A 23,438-nucleotide genomic window follows, 5' to 3' on the forward strand; every position below is an offset into this window, starting at 1 on the left:
GGTGAGCTGACGGATACAGCCGAGCATGTGGTGACTGTCGCGGAAGAGGACGAAAACTTCTCGCCTGTTGCGGTGGATGATACCGCCGAGACGGACGAGGAGACACCTGTCACCATCGACGTTCTGGGCAATGATACAGATCCGGAAGATGATGACCTGACCGTGACCGAGGCGACCTCGCCAGACGGTACAGTCACCATCAACGACGATGGCACGCTTGAGTTCACGCCAAACCCCGACTTCTTTGGCGAGGCTGTGATCAACTACACGATCACCGACGGCAACGGCGGCATCGACGATGCGCGGGTCTTTGTGACCGTAAACAACATCAACGACGCGCCTGTGGCTGTGGATGACCTCGACTCAACAGACGAGGACACGCCCGTTACCATCGACGTGCTGGACAACGACTTTGACGTGGACGGCGATGACCTGACCGTGATCGAGGCGACATCGCCAGACGGCACGGTCACCATCAACGACGACGGCACGATCGAGTTCACTCCGAACGCCGACTTCACCGGCGACGCGGTTATCGACTACACAATCGAGGACGAAGAAGGTCTGACAGACACGGCGCAAGTCACTGTATCTGTTGGCGAAGTCTCTGATCCGCCTGTGGCCGAAGACGACACAGCCGAGACAGATGAGGACACACCTGTCACCATCGACGTACTTGGCAACGACAGCGATCCGGACGGCGATGACCTGACCGTGACCGATGCGACCTCGCCAGACGGCACAGTCACCATCAACGAAGACGGCACGATTGAGTTCACGCCAAATCCCGACTTCAACGGCGAGGCCACGATCACCTACACCATCACCGATGGGAATGGGGGCGAGGACACAGCCGAGGTGCTGGTCACTGTGAACCCTGTCAACGACGGCCCGCTGGCCGAGGATGACAACGCGGAGACGCCGTTCGAGACGCCTGTTACTGTCTCGGTTCTGGATAACGACAGCGATCCAGAGGACGATCCGCTTACCATCGTGGACGCCTCCAGCCCGGATGGCGAAGTTACCATCAACGACGACGGCACGCTGACCTTCACGCCCAATGAAGGCTTCGAGGGCGAGGCGCAGATCAACTACACTGTCTCTGATGGTGAGTTGGAAGATCCTGCGGTTCTGTTCGTTGAAGTCGGCGAAGAAGCCGAAAACTTCTCGCCTGTTGCGGTGGATGATGTTGACGAGACGGACGAGGAGACACCTGTCACCATCGACGTTCTGGGCAACGACACCGATCCTGAGGATGACGATTTGACCGTGACCGAGGCGACCTCGGATGACGGCACGGTCACCATCAACGACGATGGCACGCTTGAGTTCACGCCCAACCCCGACTTCTTTGGTGAGGCTGTGATCGACTACACGATCACCGACGGCAACGGCGGCATCGACGATGCGCGGGTCTTTGTGACCGTGAACAACATCAACGATGATCCGGTTGCGACCGACGATTGTGTTGCCACCGACTTGGACACACCTGTCACAATCGACGTGCTGGCCAATGACAGCGATCCGGATGGTGATGAGCTGACAGTCATTTCGGCGACTTCGCCAGATGGCGATGTCACTTTCAACGATGACGGCACGATCGAGTTCACGCCGACCCCGGGCTTCACCGGCGACGCCGAGATCACCTATACGATCTCGGACGGCAACGGCGGCGAGGACACAGCGGTAGCGAAAGTATCGGTTGGCGAGGAAAGCACGCCGCCCGTTGCCGCAGACGACACAGCGACAACAGATGAGGACACACCTGTCGTCATCGATGTTCTGGCCAACGACGAAGACCCCGACGGCGACCCACTGGAAGTCATCGAGGCGACGTCGCCAGACGGCACTGTCACAATCAACGACGACGGCACGATCGAGTTTACGCCCGATCCTGACTTCAACGGCCCGACCACGATCACCTACACCATCACTGACGGGAATGGTGAAACGGATACGGCCACGGTCGACGTCACTGTAAACCCTGTCAACGATGGCCCACTGGCCGAAGATGACACCGCAGAGACGCCAAGCGAAGTGCCTGTAACGGTCGCCGTTCTGGATAACGACAGCGATCCTGAAGACGATCCGCTGACAATCGTGGACGCCTCCAGCCCTGATGGCGAGGTCACCATCAACGAGGATGGTACGCTGACGTTCACGCCGAACGAAGGCTTCGTAGGCGACGCTCAGGTCAATTACACTGTCTCTGATGGTGAATTGGAGGATCCGGCGGTTCTGTTCGTTACGGTGACACCACCCGGCGAAGTGGATCCGATTGCTACGGATGATGTCGCTGAAACACTGGAGGACACGCCTGTCACCATCGACGTTCTGGACAACGATGTTGATCCAAACGGCGACGCGCTGACGGTGAAGGACGATGCGTCTTCACCTGACGGGACTGTCACGGTCAACGATGATGGCACGATCGAGTTCACGCCCAACCCCGACTTCTTTGGCGAGGCAACGATCACTTATACGGTCTGCGATCCCGACGGGAACGAGGACACAGCCACAGTCACGGTCACCGTTACTCCGGTCAACGACTCACCGGTTGCCGAGGACGACGAAGGCCGCACCGAGCTTGAGACACCTGTCACCATTGACGTGCTGGGCAACGACAGCGATCCCGAAGGCGATGATCTGACTGTGATCGAGGCCACAAGCCCCAATGGCACAGTCGAGATCAACGACGATGGCACGCTGACCTTCACTCCTGAAGACGGCTTCTTCGGCCCGACCGAAATCACCTATGTCATCTCTGACGGCAACGGTGGCGAGGACGAAGGCACCGTGGATGTTATGGTCAACGATGGTATCGTGACCGGCACAGACGGCGACGACCTGATCGACGGCACATTCGACGAAGATCCCGAAGGCGATCTGGTCGACAACGGGGATGAGTTCCTGCCGGGCGAAGGTCCGGAAGACGACATCATCAACGCAGGCGACGGCAACGATACAGTCGAAGCTGGCGAGGGGAACGACGATGTTTCAGGTGGCACAGGCGACGACAGCATCAATGGCGACGTTGGCGACGACGTACTCGATGGCGACGAGGGTGAAGACACGCTTCTCGGCGGCGAGGGTGACGATACGCTCAATGGCGGCTCCGACGATGACATGCTGGACGGCGAAGACGGTGACGATGTTCTGAACGGCGACGAGGGTGAAGACACGCTTCTCGGCGGCGAGGGCGACGATACGCTCAATGGCGGTGCCGATGACGACACGCTTGACGGCGAAGAAGGTGACGATGTTCTGAACGGCGATGAAGGTAATGACACCATCACCGGCGGCGAAGGCAACGACACTGTCGAAGGCGGCGCAGGTGACGATGTCATCGACACCTCCAACCCGACTGATCCGCTTCCCGACCTTGGCTATCCTGGCATCTTCGACGCGGATGAAGATCCCGAAGATGACCGCGACAGCGTGGATGGCGGTGACGGCAACGACACCATCAGCACCGGTGATGACCGTGACACAATCACGGGCGGCACAGGCGATGATGTGATCGACGCAGGCATCGACGACGACATCGTAGACGGTGGCGAAGGCGACGACCGTATCGTGGGTTCTGAAGGCAACGACAGCATCCTTGGCGGTGACGGCAACGACACGATCTATGCCAACAACGACCCTGATCTGGACGCAGACGAGCTGGAAATCGAAGACGATGGCTCGAACCCGCTGGGTGCGGATCTGGTGCCGAACAACGGCATGGACACTGTAGACGGCGGTGCGGGGGATGATGTCATCTTCGGCGGCGACGACGACGATGTCCTGCGCGGTGGCAGCGATGATGACTTCATCGACGGTGGCATCGACGATGACACGCTGAATGGTGGCTCCGGTGAGGATACGCTGATCGGTGGTCAGGGCGATGACAGCCTGATGGGGGCCCAAGGCGATGATACGCTGGAAGGTGGCATCGGTGACGATACCCTGCGCGGCAATACCGGCAATGATACATTGCGCGGCGAAGACGGCGACGATCTGCTGGATGGCGGTGAAGGCGACGACATCCTGTCGGGCGACGACGGCGACGACACCCTGCGCGGTGTTGAAGGCGACGATGTGCTCAACGGTGGCGAGGGCAATGACTTGCTCGAAGGCGACGAAGGTCAGGACACGCTGTTTGGTGACGAAGGCAACGACACGTTGCTGGGTGACATCGGCGACGACAGCCTGCTGGGTGGTGACGGTGACGACCTGCTGGACGGTGGCATCGACAACGATACGCTGAACGGCAACCAAGGCAACGACACGCTGGTTGGTGGTGAAGGCGACGATAGCCTGATGGGTGGTGTCGGTGACGACTCCCTTGAGGGTAGCATCGGCGACGACACCCTGCGCGGCAACATAGGCAACGACAGCCTGCATGCCGGCGAAGGTAACGACCTTGTCGATGGTGGCGATGGCGACGACGTCCTGAGCGGCGACGACGGCAACGACACTCTGGAAGGTGTGTTGGGCAACGACACTCTGGATGGCGGTACAGGCAACGACAGTCTGGACGGTGGTCAGGGCGACGATAGCCTTGAAGGCGGCCTTGGCGATGACACCCTGCGCGGTGGTATCGGCGAAGACAGCCTGAATGCTGGCGCTGGAGATGACAGCCTTGATGGCGGTCAGGGCAACGATGTCCTGAACGGCGACGAAGGCAACGACACGCTGGACGGCGCATTGGGCGACGATACGCTCAGCGGCGGCGACGGTGATGACGTGATCCTTGGCGGGTCCGGCGATGACAGCATCGACAGCGGCGCAGGTGTTGACACGATGACAGGTGGCGCGGATCGCGACGTCTTCTTCAACGTCAACGCAGGCGACGTGGTCGACGGCTCCGAGAGCGGCGATGACTTTGACTGTCTTGATCTGACGGGGTCCAAACCCGAAGGTGGTAGCCAGGAGATTGTCTATGATCCCGACAATGCCGAAAACGGTGTCGTCAACTACTTCAACGCCGACGGGTCCGACGCAGGTCAGCTGGTCTTCACGAACATCGAGAAGGTCATCCCCTGTTTCACCCCCGGCACGCTGATCGCGACCCCGAAAGGTGAGCGTAAAGTCGAAGAGCTGGAAGTTGGCGACCGGATCATCACCCGCGACAACGGGATGCAGGAAATCCGCTGGATCGGACGTCGTGAGATGTCCGGCGAGGAACTTGCCGCCAAAGAGCACCTGCGTCCGATCCTCATCAAAGAGGGTGCATTGGGCAACGGTCTGCCAGAGCGTGACATGATGGTGTCTCCACAGCACCGCGTGCTGATCGCCAACGACAAAACGGCCATGTACTTCGAAGAACGTGAAGTTCTGGTCGCGGCGAAGCACCTGACGGATATGGAAGGGATCGACCAGGTTGACGTGTCGGGCACGACCTATATCCACGTCATGTTCGACCAGCACGAGGTCATCCTGTCAGACGGCACGTGGACCGAAAGCTTCCAGCCGGGCGATCTGTCGCTGGCCGGTGTGGGCGATGCCTCCCGCGAGGAGATTCTGGAACTCTTCCCGGAACTTGCAACACGCGAAGGCATCGAAGCCTACGCCGCTGCGCGCAAGTCGCTCAAGGCCTATGAAGCCAAGCTGATTACGAAAAAGAGCTGATCTTTCTCTAAACCAATTCCCCAAGGCGGGCCCGAAAGGGCTGCGCCTCGGGGTTTCTTTTATGCAGCTTCACTTGGGCGTAGTGACCCCGGGTGAATGATGGCGGAGCCGCTTGTCGGCTCCGCTTTTCATGTTTTGCGGCAAGCCTGACCCTCGCTATTGTTGACGCCCGCGCATCAATGCCTGTGAATACGGCCGAGCGTTTCTATATTATTGTTTTTTAACGATAAATTAAGAATTCGCTATCCGAATTTCCCGCAGCGGTGTAATGTGTTAACATAATGGTGATTGACTGAAGTAACGATTTCTCACTCGACTTCCGATTATGATGAGGGATTGAAATGGCTGAAATTATTGGCAGCGACGGGGACGACTCACTTCGCGGTACGTCCGAAAATGACACAATTACCGGCGGCATTGGCAACGACACGTTGGCAGGCGGCGAGGGTGACGATCGCTTGGTGGGGCAGGCGGGCGTTGACTTTCTGTTTGGAGAAGACGGAAATGACACGCTGATCGGCGGCGACGACGTCGACGACATGTTCGGTGGCGATGGTGATGATCTGCTGTTGGGCGGGGCTGGAAACGGGCTATTTAACGGCGGTGCCGGCGCGGATACGATGGTCGGGACCAGCGGGCTGGATATCTTCTATGATGTGACGGCAGGCGACGTGATTGATGGCGGCGAAGGGGGCGATGCCGATTTCGACCGCATTCTTGTGGATAATGCCGTGCCGGACGGAGGCAGCTACCGCGTGGACCGCGATCCCGACAACCGTGAGAACGGCACCATTCAGTTGCTGGATGCCGATGGCAATGACGCGGGGCAGATTGTCTTTACGAATATCGAAAAGGTCGTTCCGTGTTTCACACCCGGAACGCGCATCGCAACGCCGCGTGGCGAAGTCGCGGTCGAGGATCTGAAACTGGGCGACCGTGTGATGACCCGCGATAACGGTCTTCAGGTGATCCGCTGGATCGGGACCCGCAGATTGGGCGCAGCCGAGATTAGGAAGGCGCGTCACCTCGCGCCTGTGTGCATCTCAAAAGGCGCGCTTGGCAATGATCTGCCCGAGCGGGACACGCGTGTGTCTCCGAACCATCGCTTTCTTGTGGCGAACGACAAAACCGCCCTGTATTTCGAAGAGCGCGAGGTGCTGGTCGCGGCGAAACATCTGACGGGGCTGACAGGGGTCAATATCGAGGAAATCACCGATGTGACGTATATCCACCTGATGTTTGACCGCCACGAGATCGTCTTGTCCAACGGCGCATGGAGCGAGAGCTTTCAGCCGGGGCTTGGCTCGCTTGCGGGGATTGGAAATGCGCAACGCAACGAGCTGTTCGAGCTGTTTCCCGACCTCGCGACCCATCGCGGCGTGGATCAATACGCATCAGCGCGGCGTAGCGTAAAGGCGCATGAGGCGGCTGTTCTGGTCAGATAGAAGCGCGTTTGGCACGCCAAGCGGCCCATGCCTCTGGCGTGTCAAGATCGGTTCGCGCGTGGTCATCGGGCAGGGCGATCGCCTGCGTGCGGGCCATGTGGGCGCGGACAACCTCGCGCCCGCCTGCGTCACCGCGCAGCGCCGTGAGGTGGTCAAAAAGATCGCTGCGAAAGATGATGGGATGCCCCTGCGCGCCTGCCTGTGTCACACTGCGCCAGATCAAAACATCTGATTTAAAGTCAACGGCTTGCAGTATGGTCTTCATGTCATCTGTCGTGAGGTCCGGCATGTCGGCCAGCACGATCATCGCGGCTTTGGTGCCATCTGGCAACGCGCTGACGCCTGCCGACAGGCTCGCGTTCATGCCATCGGCCGCGTCCGAGACGGGAACGAGCGTGGCGTCGATATCCGCTATCGCATCATGGCGGGCGTGCGGCGCGGGCGGCACGGCAACGAACACAGGCGCACCGGTCGCAACCGCCCGCAGCACCTGCCTGCGCAACAACGGCACGCCGTCAATCTCCTCCAACAGCTTGTCGCGCCCGCGCATACGGGTCGAGGCACCTGCCGCAAGGATGACAACCGCGATCATCTAACCGCGCATCCGCGCACCGTCTGCGTCAAACAGCGGCGTGGTGATCAGGCGGGCAGGGCGCATCTGCCCCAGAATCTCGATCTCGACCTCAAGCCCGTCGTTGGCCTGTGCTGTTGGCACAAACCCCATGGCCACGGATTTGCCCGCATAATGCGAATACCCGCCCGAGGTGCAGAACCCGATCACGGCGCCTGCGTGCCAGATCGGCTCATAGCCCTGCACATCGGCGTCCAACGCATCTACCTCGAAACTCCTCAGCTTGCGTTCGGGGCCTGTGGCCCGCTCGGCCTCGGCGGCGGCGCGGCCAATGAAGTCGGTGTTTTTCCTGAAGCTGATAAAGCGGTCCAGCCCCGTCTCAGCGGCGGTATAGTCGGGGCCATACTCCAACAACCAGCCGCCAAAGAACTTGTCCAGCCGCAGCGACATCATCGCCCGCATACCGAAGGGGACCATGCCGTAGGGCTGGCCCGCGTTCGAGAGCGTGTCCCACAGCTGCCGCTGGGCCATCGCATCGCAGTAAATCTCGTACCCCAGATCGCCGGTAAAGCTGACCCGTTGCACAAGACAATTGGTCATGCCCACGGTGATCGGGGCCACGTCCAGAAATTTCATCGTCGACACATCCGTCAGCGTGCAGGCTTGCAGTACATCGCGGGCATGTGGCCCTGCAATCTGGAAGCCCGTGCGCCTGTCCGAGATATTCTCGACCACTACGCCTTCGTCCATATTCTGCGCAAACCAGCGGCTGTGATAGGCCTGCGCGCCGTAAGAGGCGGTGAGCTGGAACAGATCATCGGCAAGACAGGAGATCGTGAAGTCCCCGATCAAACGCCCCTTGGGCGACAGCATGGGCGTCAGAGCTATGCGCCCTTGCGCAGGGACACGGCCCGCCATGATCCGGTCGAGCCACGCACGCGCACCAGACCCGGACACCAGATATTTGCCAAAGTTCTGCACCTCGTTGATGCCCACGGCCTCGCGCACGGCGCGGACCTCGCGGCCTGTAGCACCAAACGCGTCAGAGCGGCGGAAGGAGGGTGTTTCATAGGTAGGCTCGTCGCCATTGGCAAAGTAGTTCGGCACCTCCAGCCCGAATTGCTGCCCCCAGACCGCGCCCATTTCGGTGAAGATGTCGTACATCGGCGTGGTTTGGTGGGGGCGTGCGGCGGGCAGCTCCTCGTTCGGGTAGGCGACCGAGAAACGCTTTTGGTAGTTCTCGATCACCTTGGGCAGGGTGTAGCCTTCGGATATCCACGGGCCGAAGCGCGCCACATCCATGGCGAAAACATCGCGCTCTGGCTCGCCCTCGATCATCCATTGAGCCAGCGTCAGCCCCACGCCCCCCCCTTGGGAAAAGCCCGCCATGACGCCACAAGCGCTCCAGTAATTGCGCAAACCCGGCACGGGGCCGACCAGCGGGTTGCCATCGGGGGCAAAGGTGAACGGGCCGTGGATCACGTTTTTCACGCCCGCACTCTCCAGATCGGGGAAGCGGCGGTAGGCGAAATTGATGCTCTCCTCGATCTTGTCGAAATCATCGGCCAGTAGGTCTTGGCCAAAGCTCCACGGCGTGCCGCCCACGGCCCAGGGGCGGCAGGTTTGCTCGTAAAAGCCTATGCAAAGCCCCATGCCTTCTTGGCGCAGATAGCTCTCGCCTGCAGGGTCCATGACGTGCGGATGCTCGCGGCCGTCCGCCATCATCTCACGGATCATGGGCACGTCTTCAGTGACCAGATATTGATGCTCCATCGGGTGCAGGGGCAGGTAGACGCCTGCCATGGCCGCCACTTCACGCGCCCAAAGGCCGCCTGCGTTCACGATATGCTCGGCGTGGATGGTGCCTTTGTCCGTCACCACATCCCAAGTGCCATCGGGGCGCTGGTTGGTTTCTTTCACCATGCAGTGGGTTTCAATCTGCGCGCCGCCCATCTTGGCTGCGCGGGCATAGGCGTGGGTGGTGCCCGAAGGGTCAAGGTGCCCGTCCAGCGGGTCATACAAGCCGCCGATAATGCCATCGAGGTTGGTGACCGGCGCGATCTTGGCGATCTCTTCGGGGGTGACGATCTCGGTATCTAGCCCCATGAACCGGTGCTTGGCCCGTTCTGCCAGCAGCATGTCAAAGCGTTCCTGATTATCCGCCAGCGTCACGCCGCCCACGTGGTGCAGCCCGCAGGACATGCCCGTGATCTCCTCCAACTCTTGATAAAGCTTGATGGTATAGCCCTGCAACGCGGCCATATTCGTATCGCCATTGAGCGTATGAAACCCGCCCGCCGCGTGCCATGTAGAGCCTGATGTCAGCTCGGAGCGTTCCAGCAGCATGACATCCGACCAGCCCAGTTTCGTCAGGTGATAGAGAACCGAGGCACCGACAACGCCGCCGCCGATAACACAAACACGGGTGGTGGTTTTCATGAGGGAGGCTCCAAATTTATTGCCTGTTGAGTGGAAGACACCTTGCCGCGAGAGGCAAGTAGTTTTGCGACATGTTTTGTCGATATTGGTCAAAGCACAGTGTCGGGGGTGGTCGCAGGGCTGTGCCCGCGCTAGGTGTCGTACATGGAAAACATCAACGCCCTGCTTGCCACCCTTATCCGCCGCGCACGTGCCTATAGCCGCCTTTTGTGGGTGCGGGTGATGCTGATGGGGCTGACCGCCTTTGTCGCGATGGGCACCAGCCAGATGGTCGAGGCGTGGATGCCGGACGAGCTGGCGCAAACTGTGACGGGCAAGTCGGCGGACCGTTTGTTGCAGCTTATCGCCTCGGCGATGTTGGCGGTCACGATCTTTTCGATCACCGTGATGGTGTCGGTCTTTCAAAGCAGCTCGGCCCAGTGGACGCCGCGTGTTCACCGCCTGATCATCACCGACAAGACGACGCAAAACACCATGGCCGTGTTCATCGGCGCCTATGTCTATGCGCTGCTGGGGATTATCCTGCGCGAACTGGGGATTTACGGGGATGCGCGTGCCTTTGTGCTGTTCTGGATGACGGTGGTGGTTCTGGTGGTGATCGTTGTCTACCTCATTCGCTGGGTGCTGCATTTGCAGGGCTTTGGCCAGCTGCTGAACACGATCCGTCAGGTCGAAACGGTGACGCAGGCCAAATTCAACGACCGCATCGCAACCCCCTGCCTTGGCGCGCAACCGTTGCCCGAAACGATCCCGCAAGACGTCCGCGCTTTGCCCGCATGGAAGACGGGGTATATCGCGCAGGTCCTCCCCGAGGCGCTGAATGCGGTGGCGGAAAACCATGACGTGCAGCTGTATCTGACAGCCGCCATCGGGGCCTATGTTTATGCCCCCGACGCGCTGGTTTACGTGCAGGGCGACGTTGATGACTGGGACAAGCTGTCCCAACAAATCGCCGAGGCGATCGAAATCAGCGATGTGCGCAACTATGAACAAGACCCGGGGTTCGGCCTGAAAGTCATGGGCGAGGTCGGATCAAAAGCGTTGTCACCGGGGATCAACGATGCGGGCACGGCGCTGGATGTCATCACGCGGATTGGCCGCATTTTGCAAACCTATGAGGACGAAGGCACGGCAGAGCCCGACACTTTGCTGGAGCGTCTTTATGTGCCCGCCCTTGATGCGGCGGATTTGGTCGAGGCGGGCTTTGCCGGAGTGGCCCGCGACGGGGCAGGCTCGTTCGAGGTGCAGGAATGTTTGCAGCTAACGCTTGGCAAGCTGGTGACCCATTCGGACGCGGTGATGTCTGATGCGGCACGCGATTTTGCGGCCGAGGCGCTGGCGCGGGGGCTGGCGACACTGACGTTTGAGCCTGACCGCGAACGGCTGATCGCAGCGGCGGCCCCTTGTGTGCGTCAGGCCCAAAAGGACGCGCAGTAGCCCAGCGACATATTGTGTCGCAAATGCACGATCACGCCCGCGCATTTCTGGGAACGATAGGGACAGTACCGCAGTCAATCACAGGACATGCCCCCCATGCGCACCCATGCCCAAGCCGTCATAATCGGAGGCGGCGTTATCGGCTGCTCGATCCTGTATCACCTGACCAAACTGGGCTGGTCCGATGTGGTGCTGCTGGAGCGCGACGAGCTGACATCAGGCAGCACATGGCACGCGGCGGCCAACATCCACGGGCTGCATGACAACAACAACATCACGCGAATCCAGAACTACACGATGGACCTCTATAACGCGCTGGAGGCCGAGACGGGCAAGTCATGCGGCGTGTTCCAGCCCGGCAGCCTCTATCTGGCGCAGACGGAGGCACGCGAACACCAGCTGCGCTTGCAAGCGGCCAAGGCGGCCTATTACGGACTGCCCTTCCGTGAGGTTGATCGTGCCGAGGCAGAGGCGCTGCATCCGTTGGTGAACTATGATGGCATCCGATGCATCATGTTCGAAGAAAACGGGGGCAACGTAGACCCCTCGGGCGTGACCAACGCCTATGCCGCAGGGGCGCGGCAAAACGGGGCCGAGATCATTCGCTTTTGCCCCGTGACAGGTACTGAACAGCAGCCCGACGGCTCTTGGATCGTGCGGACCGAAAAGGGCGATATTCACACCCGGTGGATCGTGAATGCCGCAGGCTTGTGGGGCCGCGAAGTGGCGGCGCTTGCGGGCATCACCCTGCCGCTGCAACCGACCGAGCACCAGTATTTCGTGACCGAAAGCATCGCCGAGATCGAGGGCATGGACCGCCGTCTCCCCTCAGTCGCGGACCGTGATGGTGAGTATTACCTGCGCCAAGAGGGGAAAGGTCTGTTGGTCGGTGCCTATGAAAAGGACCTGCGGTTCTGGGCAGAAGAGGGCACGCCGCAAGGGTTCGGCCATGAGCTGTTCGCCGATGATCTGGAGCGGATCGAGGAGAATATGATGCGCGCCATCGGCCGCGTGCCTGCGGTGGGAACGGCTGGGATCAAACGGGTGATCAACGGGCCGATGATCTGGTCTCCGGATTCGAACGTGTTGTTCGGTCCCGTGCCAGAGTTGCGGAATTACTTTTGCTGTAACGGGATTATTCCGGGGTTCTCGCAGTCGGGCGGCATGGGCCTGCTGGCCGCTGACTGGATCGTCACGGGCGAGAGCCGCTATGACATGTTCGCATGGGATGTGGCCCGGTTTGGCGACTGGGCGGACACGGCATTCACCAAAGCGCGGGTCGGCGATCAATATGCCAACCGTTTCAAAATCCATTTCCCCAATGAGGAACGCAGCGCAGGCCGCCCTGCGCGCACACGTCCTGCTTATGAGGCTCAACGCGGGATGGGCGCGGTGTTCGGGCTGAACTATGGCTGGGAGCATCCTTTGTATTACGGCGACACGGTCGGGGCAGAGGATGTGACCGAAGGCTTCACCCGCCAGCCGTGGTGGGATGTCGTGGGCGCCGAGTGCAAGATGCTGCGCGAGAAGGCGGGCATCATCGACATCTCGAATTTCGCGAAATACCTGTGTAAAGGGGCAGGGGCGGAAGACTGGCTAAACAGCATTTTTGCCAATACCATGCCAAGCGCCGTGGGGCGTTCGTGCCTGACGCCGCTGATCGGGACGCGTGGCGGGATTGCGGGCGATTTCACGGTGACGCGGCTGGGGACGGACGAGTTCTGGATCATCGGGTCGGGCATGGCCGAGCGGTATCACCAGCGGTTCTTTAGCGCGGTGCCCTTGCCCGAAGGGACAACATTCGAGAGCCGAACAGAGGCGATGTGCGGGTTTAATGTGGCGGGGCCTGCGTCGCGTGAGATGTTGCAGCGGTTGACGAATACCTCGCTGGCGACAGCTGATTTTCCTTTCATGCGGTCAAAATGGATCGAGCTGGGCGGGGTGCGCTGTCTGGCGCTGCGTGTCTCCTTTACCGGTGATCTGGGATGGGAGCTGCATTGCGATGCAAGCGATCAGGGGGCGCTCTTCGCTGCGCTCATCGCTGCGGGGGGCGACGTGGGCGCAGGGCCTGTCGGATCGCGGGCGCTGATGTCGCTGCGGGTCGAGAAGGGCTATGGCTCATGGGGGCGCGAATATAGCCCCGAGTATTGGCCGCAAGAGGTGGGTCTGGCGCGGCTGTGCAAGGTCGAGCACAGTTTTTTGAACCGCGAGGCGGTGATTGAAACGATGGCGAAACCTGCGCGTGAACAGTTGGTTCTGTTGGCGCTGAACGCTGCGCAGACGGATGCGTCGAATGCGGATGCCACAGGGGGCGAGCCGATTTTCAAAGACGGAGTCGGGATCGGGCGTGTGACCTCTGGTGCCTACGGGTATTCGGTAGGCATGTCGCTGGCGCTGGGGTTTGTGCGCGGTGTGGCGGCGGGGGAGACGGTGGAGGTTATGGTTTTAGGCCAGCCGCATAAGGCAACTGTGCTGGCCGAGCCGCCATTTGATCCGTCGGGTGCGCGGTTGCGGGCCTAGGCGGGGGCGCTGCCCCCACCTTGGGCCGATGGCCCAAGTATCCCCCGGTGCATTTTGGGCCAGAAAAAATAGGCGGGCGTGTTGCGGCGATTTTAGAGGGGGCGCATTTTTAGCTCTGTAATGCGGTTGCCTTCGCGGGCGAGGACTTCGAAGCGGAAGCCGTGGAACAGGAAGACCTGACCTTTGGTGGGGATCATCTGGGCCTCGTGGATGACGAGACCTGCAACGGTATTTGCCTCTTCGTCAGGCAGGCTCCAGTCATTGGCGCGGTTGAGGTCGCGGATGGTCATGGCACCGTCCACCAGATAGTGACCGTCGGCATCGGTTTGGACCGTATGCTCGGCGTGGGGGTCGAATTCATCGGTGATTTCGCCCACAATTTCCTCAAGGATGTCTTCGAGGGTAATCAGCCCCTGAAGCGAGCCGTATTCATCAACCACCAGCGCAAAATGGGTGCGGCGGTGCAGGAACTGGCGCATTTGTTCGTCCAGCGTGGAGGTTTCGGGGACAAAGTACGGCTCCATCGCGACTTCGGCGATGTCGAATGTTTTGAGCGCCGCCGCGTCGCCGTCAGGGCCGCCGATGCGTTTGTGCATGGCGCGCAGCAGGTCCTTTGCGTGGATCACGCCGATGATGTTTTCGGGATCATCGCGATAGACGGGCAGGCGGGTGTGGTTGGAGCGCAGGCATTGTTCAAGAATATCGGCGGCCTCGTCCTCGGCGTTGATCATCTCGATGCCCGAGCGGTGGAGCATGATTTCCTCGACCACGCGTTCGCGCAGATCAAGCGCGCCCAGAATGCGGTCGCGGTCTTCTTTTTCCACCACACCTTCGGAGTGGCCAAGGTGCAGCGCGCCTGCGATCTCTTCGCGCACGGCGAGGATATTGCTGTCGGGGTCCACGGTCACGCCCATCAGGCGCAACATGGAGCGCACCAACAGCCGCACGATGCTGACCACAGGGGCAAAGACAAGAACGACCACGCTGATCGGGCCAGAGACGAGGGCCGCGGCCCGTTCGGCATTGGTGATGGCATACGTCTTGGGCAGCACTTCAGCAAAGATCAGCACCAGCAGGGTCATGACCAACGTGGCCAGCGCCACGCCGCTTTCGCCAAAGAGCCGTGTAAACAAAGCCGTTGCCAATGAGGCGGCAAGAATGTTCACAAGGTTATTGCCCAGCAGCACGGAGCCGATGAGCCGCTCGTTATCCTCGGTGATCTTGAGCGCCCGTTCTGCGCCTGCCGAGCCTTTGTCGGCCTGGCTGCGCAATTTGCCGCGTGAGGCGGCGGTCAGGGCCGTTTCGGACCCTGAAAAGCAGCCCGACAGGATCAGCAAAAGCAAAATGATAGCGGTGGAAATCCAGAAGGCAGAATCGAGCGTTGCCTGAGCCGTGTCCATGTGGGAAACCCTTGTAAGATGTCTCCATTTGTTATGGAGCGCGGGCGTGCGTCATTCAAGGAGGGGACTTCATGAAACATCGCGATTTGGGGGTGTTGGAGGGCGATCTGCTGGTGTTTGGCGGGCCTTACAGTAATTTACAGGCCACAGAGGCAGTTTTGGCGCAGGCCGAGGCGTTGGGGATTGCGGCGTCGCATGTGATTTGTACGGGCGATATTGTCGCCTATTGCGGCGCACCTGCCGCGACTTTGGCGGCAGTGCGTGCGTCTGGTTGCACATTGATTGCGGGCAATTGCGAGGTGCAGCTGGCGGCCAATGCCGATGATTGCGGTTGCGGCTTTGAGGAAGGCACGACCTGCGACCGCCTCAGCGTTGCGTGGTACGCATATGCGCGTGCGCAGCTGGATGCGGATGCGCGCGATTGGATGCGCGACCTGCCCGATGTGGTGACCTTTACCCATCACGGCACGCGCTACGGGGTGATCCATGGCGGGGTCAGTGATGTGGCGCGTTTCATCTGGGAGACGGATGCAGAGGACGTATTTGCCCGCGAATGGGACGCGCTGGAGGCGATTGCGGGGAAGGTCAATGCGGTGATTGCCGGCCATTCCGGCCTGCCGTTTATGCGCGGCACGGCACGGGGGGCATGGATCAACGCCGGCGTTGTCGGCATGCCGCCCCATGACGGGGTGTGTGATGTGCGCTTTGCCGTGTTGGACGCCGGCGGGACGCGTATCGAAAGGTTGCGCTATGATGTGCAGGGGGCGGTGGCGGATATGACCAACGCGGGCTTGCCGCGGGACTATGCCGACGCGCTGCGCAGCGGCTATTGGCCGTCCGAGGACGTCTTGCCGCCCGCTTTGCGGGTGTCCGACAGGGGATGATGATCCAGCACCAGCTCGGACAGGCGGGCCTCCAGGACGTGCGTGTAGATTTCGGTCGTGGCGACATCGGCGTGGCCCAGCATGGTCTGGATCGCCCGCAGATCGGCACCGCCCGCCAGAAGATGCGTGGCAAAGGCATGGCGCAACGTGTGGGGCGTGACTTTGGTCGCGTCTACACCTGCGGCAACGGCGATTTCTTTGATGAGCAAGTAAAAGCGATGCCGCGTCAGATGCCCGTCCTTGCCGCGTGAGGGGAACAGGAACCGCGAGGCGGGTTTCTTTTGCGCGGTCTTTGCGGCTTCGGCCGCGTCGCGCAGGGTGATCCAGAGGCCAAGCGCATCACGCGCATCGGGTGACAGCGGCACCATGCGTTCCTTGCCGCCTTTGCCGAGGATCAGCAACAGGCGCGGATCGCCGCGTGCGGCACTGACGGGCAGGCCGACAAGCTCGCTCACCCGCATTCCGGTGGCATAAAGAAGCTCCATCAGGCAGGTGTTGCGCACGCGGTCCATGTCATTGCGGCCCAGTTGGCGGGTTGCAGCCAGAAGGCGGTCCACTTCCTCAACCGACAGGATTTTGGGCAGGCGCTTGTCCTGCCCCGGTCCGCTGATTTGCAGGGCGGGGTTGTCGGTGCGCAGCCCTTCTTCAAAGGCAAAACGGTAGAGCTGTTTAACGGCGGACAGACGCCGCGCACGGGTAGATTTGGCAAGCCCTTGGGCATCGCAATGCACCAGATAGGCCTCGACGTCCGCACGGGCCACGACGTCGAAATCCATATCGCGCCGCGCCAGCCACGCGTCGAAATCCTTTAGGTCGCGCCCGTAAGCCAGCAGCGTGTTGGTCGCGGCACCCAACTCGGCGGCCTGCGCTTCCAGAAACATCGAAATCCAGCCCGAGGGCGCACGCGGGCTCATCTGAGTCGCTCCAAAAGCAGCAATTGCAACGCCGCACGGCGGGCCGTGTCCTCCAGCCCCAAGGCGCGCAGCGTCGACAGGGACGACCGCAGCGCACGGCTGTCACCGCGTGCGCCTTCATGCAGCGCGTCAAGAGCGGTCAATAGCGCCTCGCCCAAGCGGCCGTTCTTGGCCCATTCTATCCAGACCGTGTTGGGGGTCGGCGTGAGGAAGGCATCAAAAATGGCGCGGCGCAGCGCCTCGGATGGTGGCGTCGCGGCCAGGGCTGAGGGCACGTCGCCCATCGCAATGGCACGCAGCAAGACGTCATCACGCCCTAAAAGCCCGCTGGGCATCTGCCGCGCGACTGTTTCATATTCGGGCGACAGCAGGCCCATCTTTGCGGCGATGACCGCGGTGCGCCCTGTGGTGGGGATGGCGGCAAGTCGGTCCTGGAACAGATTGGCAAAGCTCACCTCAAGCCCTGCGCGGCTGATCTGTCGCCACGCGGCGGGTAGGGTTTTTGCCACCGCTTCGGCGGTGCCGCTGTCCAGCGCGGCGTCGAGGCGCTGCACCGATTGCACGCGGTCCCAGATTCCGCCCGAGGCGGCAGGTTTTCGGTTGGTATAAAGACCGATCAGGCGGTTGTCGGGCAGCGCCCCCGCACGGGTCAGCCGCTCTGCCGCTTCCAGTTGTGATTTCCAGCCGGCAAAGTCGCGCAGATCGGCCACCGCGTAGCTGCGCGGCAAGGGACCTGTGGCCAAAGGCTCGCCAATGGTTTCGAACAAACGAAAGCTCAGCGGGTCCATTTTGCGCGGGACGGGCAGGGGGGCTGCGCCCTCGAACAGATCAGGGTTCAGGAAACGGTCGAGCAGCGCAAGCGTGTCACGCGGCACCAGCGCCAAGGCCGAGGCCGAGTTAAACGTGAGTGCCGCAGTCGCCCAGTCGCCGCCCCGTGCGGCGCAGAAAATCCGCAGCGCGGTTTCTTTGGTCAGATGCGGCGCCCGTGACAGCGCCCCGCAGGCGTCATCTTCGGTGCCCACCAGCAACGCCAGCTTGGCCCATGTGTCAAACAACACGGGCGAGGTAGCCGCCCCCGCTTGTTCGGCCAAAGACAGGGCGGGGTCCACAGCGCCCAAGGTCATCAGCTTTTGCAGCCGCGCTTGGGTGATGATGTCCTGTGCTGCGGCGCCGCCTGTGGGGGCGGCGGCCTCGGCCAGGAGCAACATGAACAGCAGGGCATCCGCTGCGGGCAGATCCAGATCAGGCAGGGCCGTTATTTGCGCGGCCAGATCACGCGGGTCGCTTTGCGCCCAAAGATCGGGCTGCATCCCCGTGATTGCAGGCGGGGCAAGGCCCACGTTGCGCGCAGGGCCAGCGCCCAAGGGCCGCGTAGTGATTTGCGGCGCGGAGCCTGTGCGGGCCACGGCGGGTTCTTTGATCTTTTTACGTTTGGGGCGCGGCGCGGCCACACGCGGCGCACGGGGCAGGCGGACAGACGGGGCCGGATCATCCAGCCAGTCGATCACCGACAGCGGACCTGCGGTTTGCGCACTGGCAGGGGCCAATGCGCCTGTCGCGGACAGCGCAAGGATGCTCAGGACAGCTGGCCAGACCCGCGCCGACACGCGATTACTGTCCCTGCAATGTGACAGGCATACGGATCTCTTGGCGGTCGGGCGCAAAATCGATCCCGATCTCGGGGCCGACATAGGCAAAGCCGACAAGCGCTGCAAAGCCCAAAATCGCGATAATAAACAGGAACTTGAATAGCTTGCCCAACATGAATTTTTTGCCCGTACTGCCAATATTTTTTAAAACTATATATGGCCTTTCCAGCAAGATCACGTCATTCAGGAAAAAATGAGTGAAATAGATGAAACCACGGCTGACATCCGCCGATCGCCCCGCCGCTTCCGTCTGAAAAAGACCGTTGCTTTGGTGGGGATGATGGGGGCTGGCAAAACCGCAGTGGGCCGCGCCGTGGCCGCCAAGCTGGGTGCGCCGTTTCTTGATAGCGACGCCGAGATCGAGGCGGCGGCCAATCAAACAGTCCCCGAGATATTTGCCCGCGATGGCGAGGCGTTCTTTCGCAAGCGCGAGACCGAAGTCATCCGCCGCCTGCTGGAGACGCAGAATGTGATCCTGTCCACAGGGGGCGGTGCGTTTCTGGCGCAAGTCAACCGAGAGACGATTTCCGAGAAAGGCGTGGCCCTTTGGCTGGATGCCGATCTAGATCTGTTGTGGATGCGCGTGCGCCACAAGGACTCGCGCCCCTTGCTGCGCACCCAGAACCCCCGCGCCACGCTGGCCGAGATTTTTGCCGCGCGCACACCGATCTATAAACTGGCAGAATTGCACGTGGTGTGTGCGGTCAATCTGTCGATTGATGCCATGGCTGAACGGGTGATTGCAGCTTTGCTCACCCGTGCCGATGTATTGGAGCAGTTGGATGATTGAACGTGTCGCCGTTGATTTGCCGGGCCGTGAGTATAACGTCGAGATCGGGCAGGGGTTGCTGGCTAAGGCAGGCAGCCACATCGCCCCGCTGCTGCGCCGCCCGCGGGTGGCGATCATCAGCGATGAAACCGTCGCAGCCCTGCACCTCGAGGCGCTGCGCAGCGGCTTGGGCGATGCGGGCATTACCGCCGAGGCGCTGATCCTGCCCCCGGGCGAGGCGACAAAATGTTGGGCGCAACTGACCGCCTGTGTCGAATGGCTGCTGGACCAACAGGTCGAGCGGGGCGATGTTGTCGTGGCCTTTGGCGGCGGTGTGATCGGCGATCTTGTGGGCTTTGCCGCGGCTATGCTGCGGCGCGGTGTGCGGTTTGTGCAAATTCCCACCTCGCTTCTGGCGCAGGTCGACAGCTCGGTCGGGGGGAAGACGGGGATCAACACGCGCCACGGCAAGAACCTGGTGGGTGCGTTTCACCAGCCGTCGCTTGTGCTGGCCGATACGGGCGTTCTGGGCACGCTGACACCGCGTGATTTTCTGGCAGGCTACGGCGAGGTCGTGAAATACGGGCTGCTGGGCGATGCCGGCTTCTTTGACTGGCTAGAGGGGCAAGGCCCCGCGCTGGCGGCTGGCGATGTATCCGCGCGGATCGAAGCGGTGCGCCGCTCGGTCCAGATGAAAGCCGACATTGTCATGCGCGACGAGACAGAGCAGGGCGAGCGTGCGCTGCTGAACCTTGGCCATACCTTTGGTCATGCGCTGGAGGCCGCGACGGGCTACTCCAGCCGTTTGCTGCACGGCGAAGGTGTGGCGATCGGATGCGCGTTGGCGTTTGAGCTGTCGTCGCGTATGGGGCTGTGTTCCCAGGAAGCGCCCAGCCGCGTGCGGGCGCATTTGCGCACGATGGGCATGAAGGTAGACATGGCTGATATTGACGGCGATTTGCCCGATGCGGCGGGCCTGCTGGCGCTGATGGGGCAGGACAAAAAGGTCGTCTCGGGGCAGCTACACTTTGTCCTTGCGCGTGAGATCGGCGCGGCGTTCACGACGGCGGATGTGGCTGTTGAGGATGTGATGTCAGTGTTGGAGGACGCGCTGGCGCAGCGCTAGTCCTCGGGCGGGTTCAGGTCGATGTCGTAGCGGGCGCAGAACCACATGAACAACGGCACCTCGATAAGGCTGGCGATCACAAATGTGAATAGCCACCATGGCACGTCAAAGAAGAACAACCAAAACAAGGTGCGCGTGCCGTAAAACACCGCGCCAACGGTCGCGAGGATCACCGCGTAGGCTGCGATGTCTGCCGCGAATAAAGCCATGACCGTTTTACGGGGCAGGCGGGGGTAGAGGATAGTATAGGCAACGACCAGTGCTGCGCCTGTAAAGAGGGCAACCGAGGCCTCTATCGCCATATCCTATCCTCTGCCGTTGTTTTTAGAACGGGATTTCGTCGTCCAGATCGCGTGCGCCGCCACCGCCGCCGCCTTGGTTGCCGCCACCGCCGCCACCAGACGATTGCCCGCCGCCGTAACCGCCGCCCTGATCATAGCCGCCGCCGCCGATGCCCGGATCGTCATAGCCGCCACCGCCGCCCATGCTGCCACCACCGCCACCGCCGCCGCCATCGCGACCGTCAAGCATGGTCAGCGTGCCGCCGTAGCCTTGCAAGACCACTTCGGTCGAGTAACGATCCGCGCCCGATTGGTCCTGCCATTTGCGGGTTTGTAGCTGGCCTTCGATATACACTTTGGAACCTTTGCGCAGGTATTGCTCTGCGATGCGCACCAGACCTTCCTGGAAGATCGCAACGCTGTGCCATTCCGTCTTCTCGCGACGCTCGCCCGTGTTGCGGTCTTTCCATGTCTCGGACGTTGCGATGCGCAGATTGCACACTTTGCCGCCGTTCTGAAAGCTACGCACTTCGGGGTCACGGCCCAGATTGCCGATGAGGATTACTTTGTTCACTGAGCCTGCCATGACGCGCTCTCCTTATTAGTGGTTGTCTGCATGGGCCGAATCCCGCCCGTGCCGTTCACGCGCTGTTATAGCCACAACACAAGGGCAGGGACATGCGATTTTGCCATCGCGCAGCCTGCAAAAGATTGCACGGAACCAATGCGCTGGTAACTGCGATTTTCTTTGATATAGTGCGTGAAATTCGTGAAATTGCGGTCAGGGGGCGGCATGCGCATAGCAGTAGTAGCATTGATCGCGGGCACGATTGCCTTCGGCGCACCTGTCTCGGCGGACATCTTCTCCACCAAAAGCCGCAGCAAGCTGTTCTCGTCACAGAAAAAACTTCTCGATACGCGGGCGTCCAAACAATACCACAGCTCGGCGCGGTTACAGCCGCCCAAGGTCGTCACACCGACCAAATGGGATGATGAAGTAAAGTCCGACCCCAGCATCAAGAAATATCGCGGCCGCTATAAGGGGCCGTTTTTGGCCATGGCGCGGGCTGCGGCGGATAAACACGGCATCCCGCAGGATTTGTTTTTGCGACTGGTTTATCAAGAAAGCCGGTTTAACCAGAACGCCGTCAGCCACGCAGGCGCGATTGGTCTGGCCCAATTGATGCCCGGCACTGCGGCCGATCTGCGGGTTGATCCCAAAGTACCGTCACAAAACCTTGAGGGCGGGGCGCGCTACCTTCGAATGCAATACGACACCTTCGGGACGTGGCGATTGGCCCTTGCTGCCTATAATGCGGGACCTGGTGCTGTTAAGAAATACGGCGGCATCCCGCCCTTTCGTGAGACGAAGAACTACGTTCGCATCATTGCAGGTCGTAAATAGCAGACTGTTTTTACTTATTTCGTCAGGTTTACCTTACGTTATGTCCGCGTAGGCTTGGCGCGCCATTTCTGTGAAAATCCATTTAAAACAAAACGTTAACTATTGTGGTCATATGCGTGCCACAGGCTGCCCCATTGGCCGCCCGCTTTTGCCCAATTCTGGCCCCAATGGAATTCGATACGTTAACCCGTAACAAGTTAGCAGTGAGTAAGTCACATGAGCCAAGACATCTTTAACCAGCGTATCGCACGGATCAAGAACCGCTCGGGTTCTGCCCGTAGCATGATGACCACGGCTGAAGGTGGCACTGTGACGTCAAAGTTTAGCTCACCTGTGATGGGTACCAATGCCTCCACGGCGCGCCGCGGCATCAAGCCGATGCTGCTGGGCGCCGTGATTGGCATGATTATCGGCGCGCTTGCTGCGGGTCTTGAAAACCCTGCAATGCCTTGGGGCCCGGGTTTCGAGTATAACCAGATGCTGGTCCTGCCCGTGCTGCTGGCGCTTTGTGCCGCGCCGGTCATGGCGATTGCGACGGCCACCATGCGCGCCCGCTTCCCGACGCTCTTCTTCTTCTCGGCGGCATACTTTCCCTTCGCCATCGGGGCGGCGATGCTGGATCTGCCGCTGTTCTGATCAAAGCGTTTTGACTGCGTTTTGGGGGAGGGTCGTGGCAATGACCCGCCCCTTTGCGCGTGAGGTGGAGTGTGATTTAGCGATGTTCGTTAAAGCGGGCGAGAGGCTGCTTTGCGGACTTTGTTACCGTTGAAGTTTGAGCGTATTTTGCCCAGAATTGCTCAACTAGACATTTCAGGGTTTCACTATGACACAGGATCAAAACTTTGCCGTTGTCGCTGTGTCGATGCTTGGAACGTATGGAGTTCTGTTGGCGTTTTCTCAGCGATATCGGGATGATACAGCAAAGATGTTTCGCATGGAGAAATCGACGTTGCGAGTTGCGATTGAACACCCTTTGGCAACA

At 60.8% G+C, this 23,438-nt stretch carries 17 protein-coding genes; 9 read left to right on the forward strand and 8 right to left on the reverse strand.

The features are described 5' to 3' along the window. On the forward strand, window positions 1–5,616 hold a 5,616-nt coding region (locus tag ABMC88_RS12095), incomplete at its 5' end, for an Ig-like domain-containing protein (protein ID WP_349577152.1). A 341-nt stretch (window positions 5,617–5,957) separates the two neighbouring features. Further along, window positions 5,958–7,061, forward strand: a complete 1,104-nt coding sequence (locus ABMC88_RS12100) for a Hint domain-containing protein (RefSeq protein ID WP_349577153.1) — start codon at window positions 5,958–5,960, stop codon at window positions 7,059–7,061. Here ABMC88_RS12100 and ABMC88_RS12105 read toward each other — a convergent pair. Both ABMC88_RS12105 and ABMC88_RS12110 read right to left on the reverse strand, forming a co-directional pair. Beyond that, the gene (locus tag ABMC88_RS12105) at window positions 7,054–7,653 is read right to left on the reverse strand and encodes a nucleotidyltransferase family protein (RefSeq protein ID WP_349577154.1); all 600 of its coding nucleotides are present in this window, start codon (window positions 7,651–7,653) and stop codon (window positions 7,054–7,056) included. The two genes, ABMC88_RS12100 and ABMC88_RS12105, sit on opposite strands and share 8 nt — an antisense overlap. Beyond that, window positions 7,654–10,071 carry a GcvT family protein gene (locus ABMC88_RS12110; RefSeq protein ID WP_349577155.1) on the reverse strand — a complete coding sequence of 806 codons (2,418 nt, stop codon included), beginning with the start codon at window positions 10,069–10,071 and terminating at the stop codon, window positions 7,654–7,656. It abuts the gene before it with no gap. A gap of 144 nt (window positions 10,072–10,215) precedes the next feature. Between ABMC88_RS12110 and ABMC88_RS12115 the strand changes: the two genes are divergently transcribed. Together ABMC88_RS12115 and ABMC88_RS12120 are read left to right on the forward strand one after the other, a co-directional pair. After that, complete coding sequence (locus ABMC88_RS12115) at window positions 10,216–11,508, forward strand: DUF2254 domain-containing protein (protein ID WP_349577156.1); 1,293 nt, start codon at window positions 10,216–10,218, stop codon at window positions 11,506–11,508. A gap of 96 nt (window positions 11,509–11,604) precedes the next feature. Then, window positions 11,605–14,028, forward strand: a complete 2,424-nt coding sequence (locus ABMC88_RS12120) for a GcvT family protein (protein ID WP_349577157.1) — start codon at window positions 11,605–11,607, stop codon at window positions 14,026–14,028. A 92-nt stretch (window positions 14,029–14,120) separates the two neighbouring features. Here the strand turns inward: ABMC88_RS12120 and ABMC88_RS12125 are convergent, their stop codons facing one another. Further along, a complete protein-coding gene (locus tag ABMC88_RS12125; protein ID WP_349577158.1) occupies window positions 14,121–15,428 on the reverse strand; it encodes an HlyC/CorC family transporter in 1,308 nt (435 codons plus the stop codon). 71 nt (window positions 15,429–15,499) lie between these two features. On the opposite strand from ABMC88_RS12125, the gene ABMC88_RS12130 reads away from it, so the two are divergent. Next, the gene (locus tag ABMC88_RS12130; protein ID WP_349577159.1) at window positions 15,500–16,312 is read left to right on the forward strand and encodes a metallophosphoesterase family protein; all 813 of its coding nucleotides are present in this window, start codon (window positions 15,500–15,502) and stop codon (window positions 16,310–16,312) included. Here the strand turns inward: ABMC88_RS12130 and ABMC88_RS12135 are convergent. The 3 genes from ABMC88_RS12135 to ABMC88_RS12145 are packed head-to-tail and all read right to left on the reverse strand — an operon-like array spanning window position 16,255 to window position 18,990. Next, complete coding sequence (locus tag ABMC88_RS12135; RefSeq protein WP_349577160.1) at window positions 16,255–17,226, reverse strand: site-specific tyrosine recombinase XerD; 972 nt, start codon at window positions 17,224–17,226, stop codon at window positions 16,255–16,257. The genes ABMC88_RS12130 and ABMC88_RS12135 overlap by 58 nt on opposite strands. Then, complete coding sequence (locus tag ABMC88_RS12140; protein WP_349577161.1) at window positions 17,223–18,833, reverse strand: hypothetical protein; 1,611 nt, start codon at window positions 18,831–18,833, stop codon at window positions 17,223–17,225. The genes ABMC88_RS12135 and ABMC88_RS12140 overlap by 4 nt, the downstream gene beginning before the upstream one ends. Before the next feature lie 4 nt (window positions 18,834–18,837). Further along, complete coding sequence (locus tag ABMC88_RS12145) at window positions 18,838–18,990, reverse strand: hypothetical protein (protein WP_349577162.1); 153 nt, start codon at window positions 18,988–18,990, stop codon at window positions 18,838–18,840. 78 nt (window positions 18,991–19,068) lie between these two features. Between ABMC88_RS12145 and ABMC88_RS12150 the strand changes: the two genes are divergently transcribed. After that, on the forward strand, window positions 19,069–19,665 hold the full coding sequence (locus tag ABMC88_RS12150) for a shikimate kinase (RefSeq protein ID WP_349577163.1): 597 nt from the start codon (window positions 19,069–19,071) through the stop codon (window positions 19,663–19,665). Continuing rightward, window positions 19,658–20,770: a 3-dehydroquinate synthase gene (gene aroB, locus ABMC88_RS12155; RefSeq protein WP_349577164.1), complete on the forward strand. Its 1,113-nt coding sequence runs from the start codon at window positions 19,658–19,660 to the stop codon at window positions 20,768–20,770. Before ABMC88_RS12150 ends, aroB begins: the two co-directional genes overlap by 8 nt. Here the strand turns inward: aroB and ABMC88_RS12160 are convergent. Together ABMC88_RS12160 and ssb are read right to left on the reverse strand one after the other, a co-directional pair. Then, window positions 20,767–21,072 (reverse strand): hypothetical protein, encoded by a 306-nt coding sequence (locus tag ABMC88_RS12160; RefSeq protein WP_349577165.1) that lies wholly within the window; start codon window positions 21,070–21,072, stop codon window positions 20,767–20,769. The genes aroB and ABMC88_RS12160 overlap by 4 nt on opposite strands. Before the next feature lie 22 nt (window positions 21,073–21,094). After that, window positions 21,095–21,637: a single-stranded DNA-binding protein gene (ssb, locus tag ABMC88_RS12165; protein ID WP_349577166.1), complete on the reverse strand. Its 543-nt coding sequence runs from the start codon at window positions 21,635–21,637 to the stop codon at window positions 21,095–21,097. A 207-nt stretch (window positions 21,638–21,844) separates the two neighbouring features. On the opposite strand from ssb, the gene ABMC88_RS12170 reads away from it, so the two are divergent. Together ABMC88_RS12170 and ABMC88_RS12175 are read left to right on the forward strand one after the other, a co-directional pair. Continuing rightward, on the forward strand, window positions 21,845–22,456 hold the full coding sequence (locus tag ABMC88_RS12170; RefSeq protein WP_349577167.1) for a lytic transglycosylase domain-containing protein: 612 nt from the start codon (window positions 21,845–21,847) through the stop codon (window positions 22,454–22,456). 216 nt (window positions 22,457–22,672) lie between these two features. Beyond that, on the forward strand, window positions 22,673–23,092 hold the full coding sequence (locus ABMC88_RS12175) for a hypothetical protein (protein ID WP_349577168.1): 420 nt from the start codon (window positions 22,673–22,675) through the stop codon (window positions 23,090–23,092). Window positions 23,093–23,438: the final 346 nt, after the last annotated feature.

Source organism: Sulfitobacter aquimarinus (assembly GCF_040149565.1).
GTDB classification, from domain to species: domain Bacteria; phylum Pseudomonadota; class Alphaproteobacteria; order Rhodobacterales; family Rhodobacteraceae; genus Sulfitobacter; species Sulfitobacter aquimarinus.

Excerpts from the sequence above, each read along its gene's own strand:
- ABMC88_RS12125 (WP_349577158.1), bottom strand. The coding sequence starts at position 15,428 with ATGGACACGGCTCAGGCAACGCTCGATTCTGCCTTCTGGATTTCCACC.
- ABMC88_RS12120 (WP_349577157.1), top strand. The coding sequence starts at position 11,605 with ATGCGCACCCATGCCCAAGCCGTCATAATCGGAGGCGGCGTTATCGGC.
- ABMC88_RS12145 (WP_349577162.1), bottom strand. The coding sequence starts at position 18,990 with ATGTTGGGCAAGCTATTCAAGTTCCTGTTTATTATCGCGATTTTGGGC.
- ABMC88_RS12160 (WP_349577165.1), bottom strand. The coding sequence starts at position 21,072 with ATGGCGATAGAGGCCTCGGTTGCCCTCTTTACAGGCGCAGCACTGGTC.
- ABMC88_RS12100 (WP_349577153.1), top strand. The coding sequence starts at position 5,958 with ATGGCTGAAATTATTGGCAGCGACGGGGACGACTCACTTCGCGGTACG.
- ABMC88_RS12115 (WP_349577156.1), top strand. The coding sequence starts at position 10,216 with ATGGAAAACATCAACGCCCTGCTTGCCACCCTTATCCGCCGCGCACGT.
- ABMC88_RS12170 (WP_349577167.1), top strand. The coding sequence starts at position 21,845 with ATGCGCATAGCAGTAGTAGCATTGATCGCGGGCACGATTGCCTTCGGC.
- ABMC88_RS12130 (WP_349577159.1), top strand. The coding sequence starts at position 15,500 with ATGAAACATCGCGATTTGGGGGTGTTGGAGGGCGATCTGCTGGTGTTT.
- aroB (WP_349577164.1), top strand. The coding sequence starts at position 19,658 with ATGATTGAACGTGTCGCCGTTGATTTGCCGGGCCGTGAGTATAACGTC.
- ABMC88_RS12105 (WP_349577154.1), bottom strand. The coding sequence starts at position 7,653 with ATGATCGCGGTTGTCATCCTTGCGGCAGGTGCCTCGACCCGTATGCGC.
- ABMC88_RS12150 (WP_349577163.1), top strand. The coding sequence starts at position 19,069 with ATGAGTGAAATAGATGAAACCACGGCTGACATCCGCCGATCGCCCCGC.
- ABMC88_RS12110 (WP_349577155.1), bottom strand. The coding sequence starts at position 10,071 with ATGAAAACCACCACCCGTGTTTGTGTTATCGGCGGCGGCGTTGTCGGT.
- ABMC88_RS12135 (WP_349577160.1), bottom strand. The coding sequence starts at position 17,226 with ATGAGCCCGCGTGCGCCCTCGGGCTGGATTTCGATGTTTCTGGAAGCG.
- ssb (WP_349577166.1), bottom strand. The coding sequence starts at position 21,637 with ATGGCAGGCTCAGTGAACAAAGTAATCCTCATCGGCAATCTGGGCCGT.
- ABMC88_RS12175 (WP_349577168.1), top strand. The coding sequence starts at position 22,673 with ATGAGCCAAGACATCTTTAACCAGCGTATCGCACGGATCAAGAACCGC.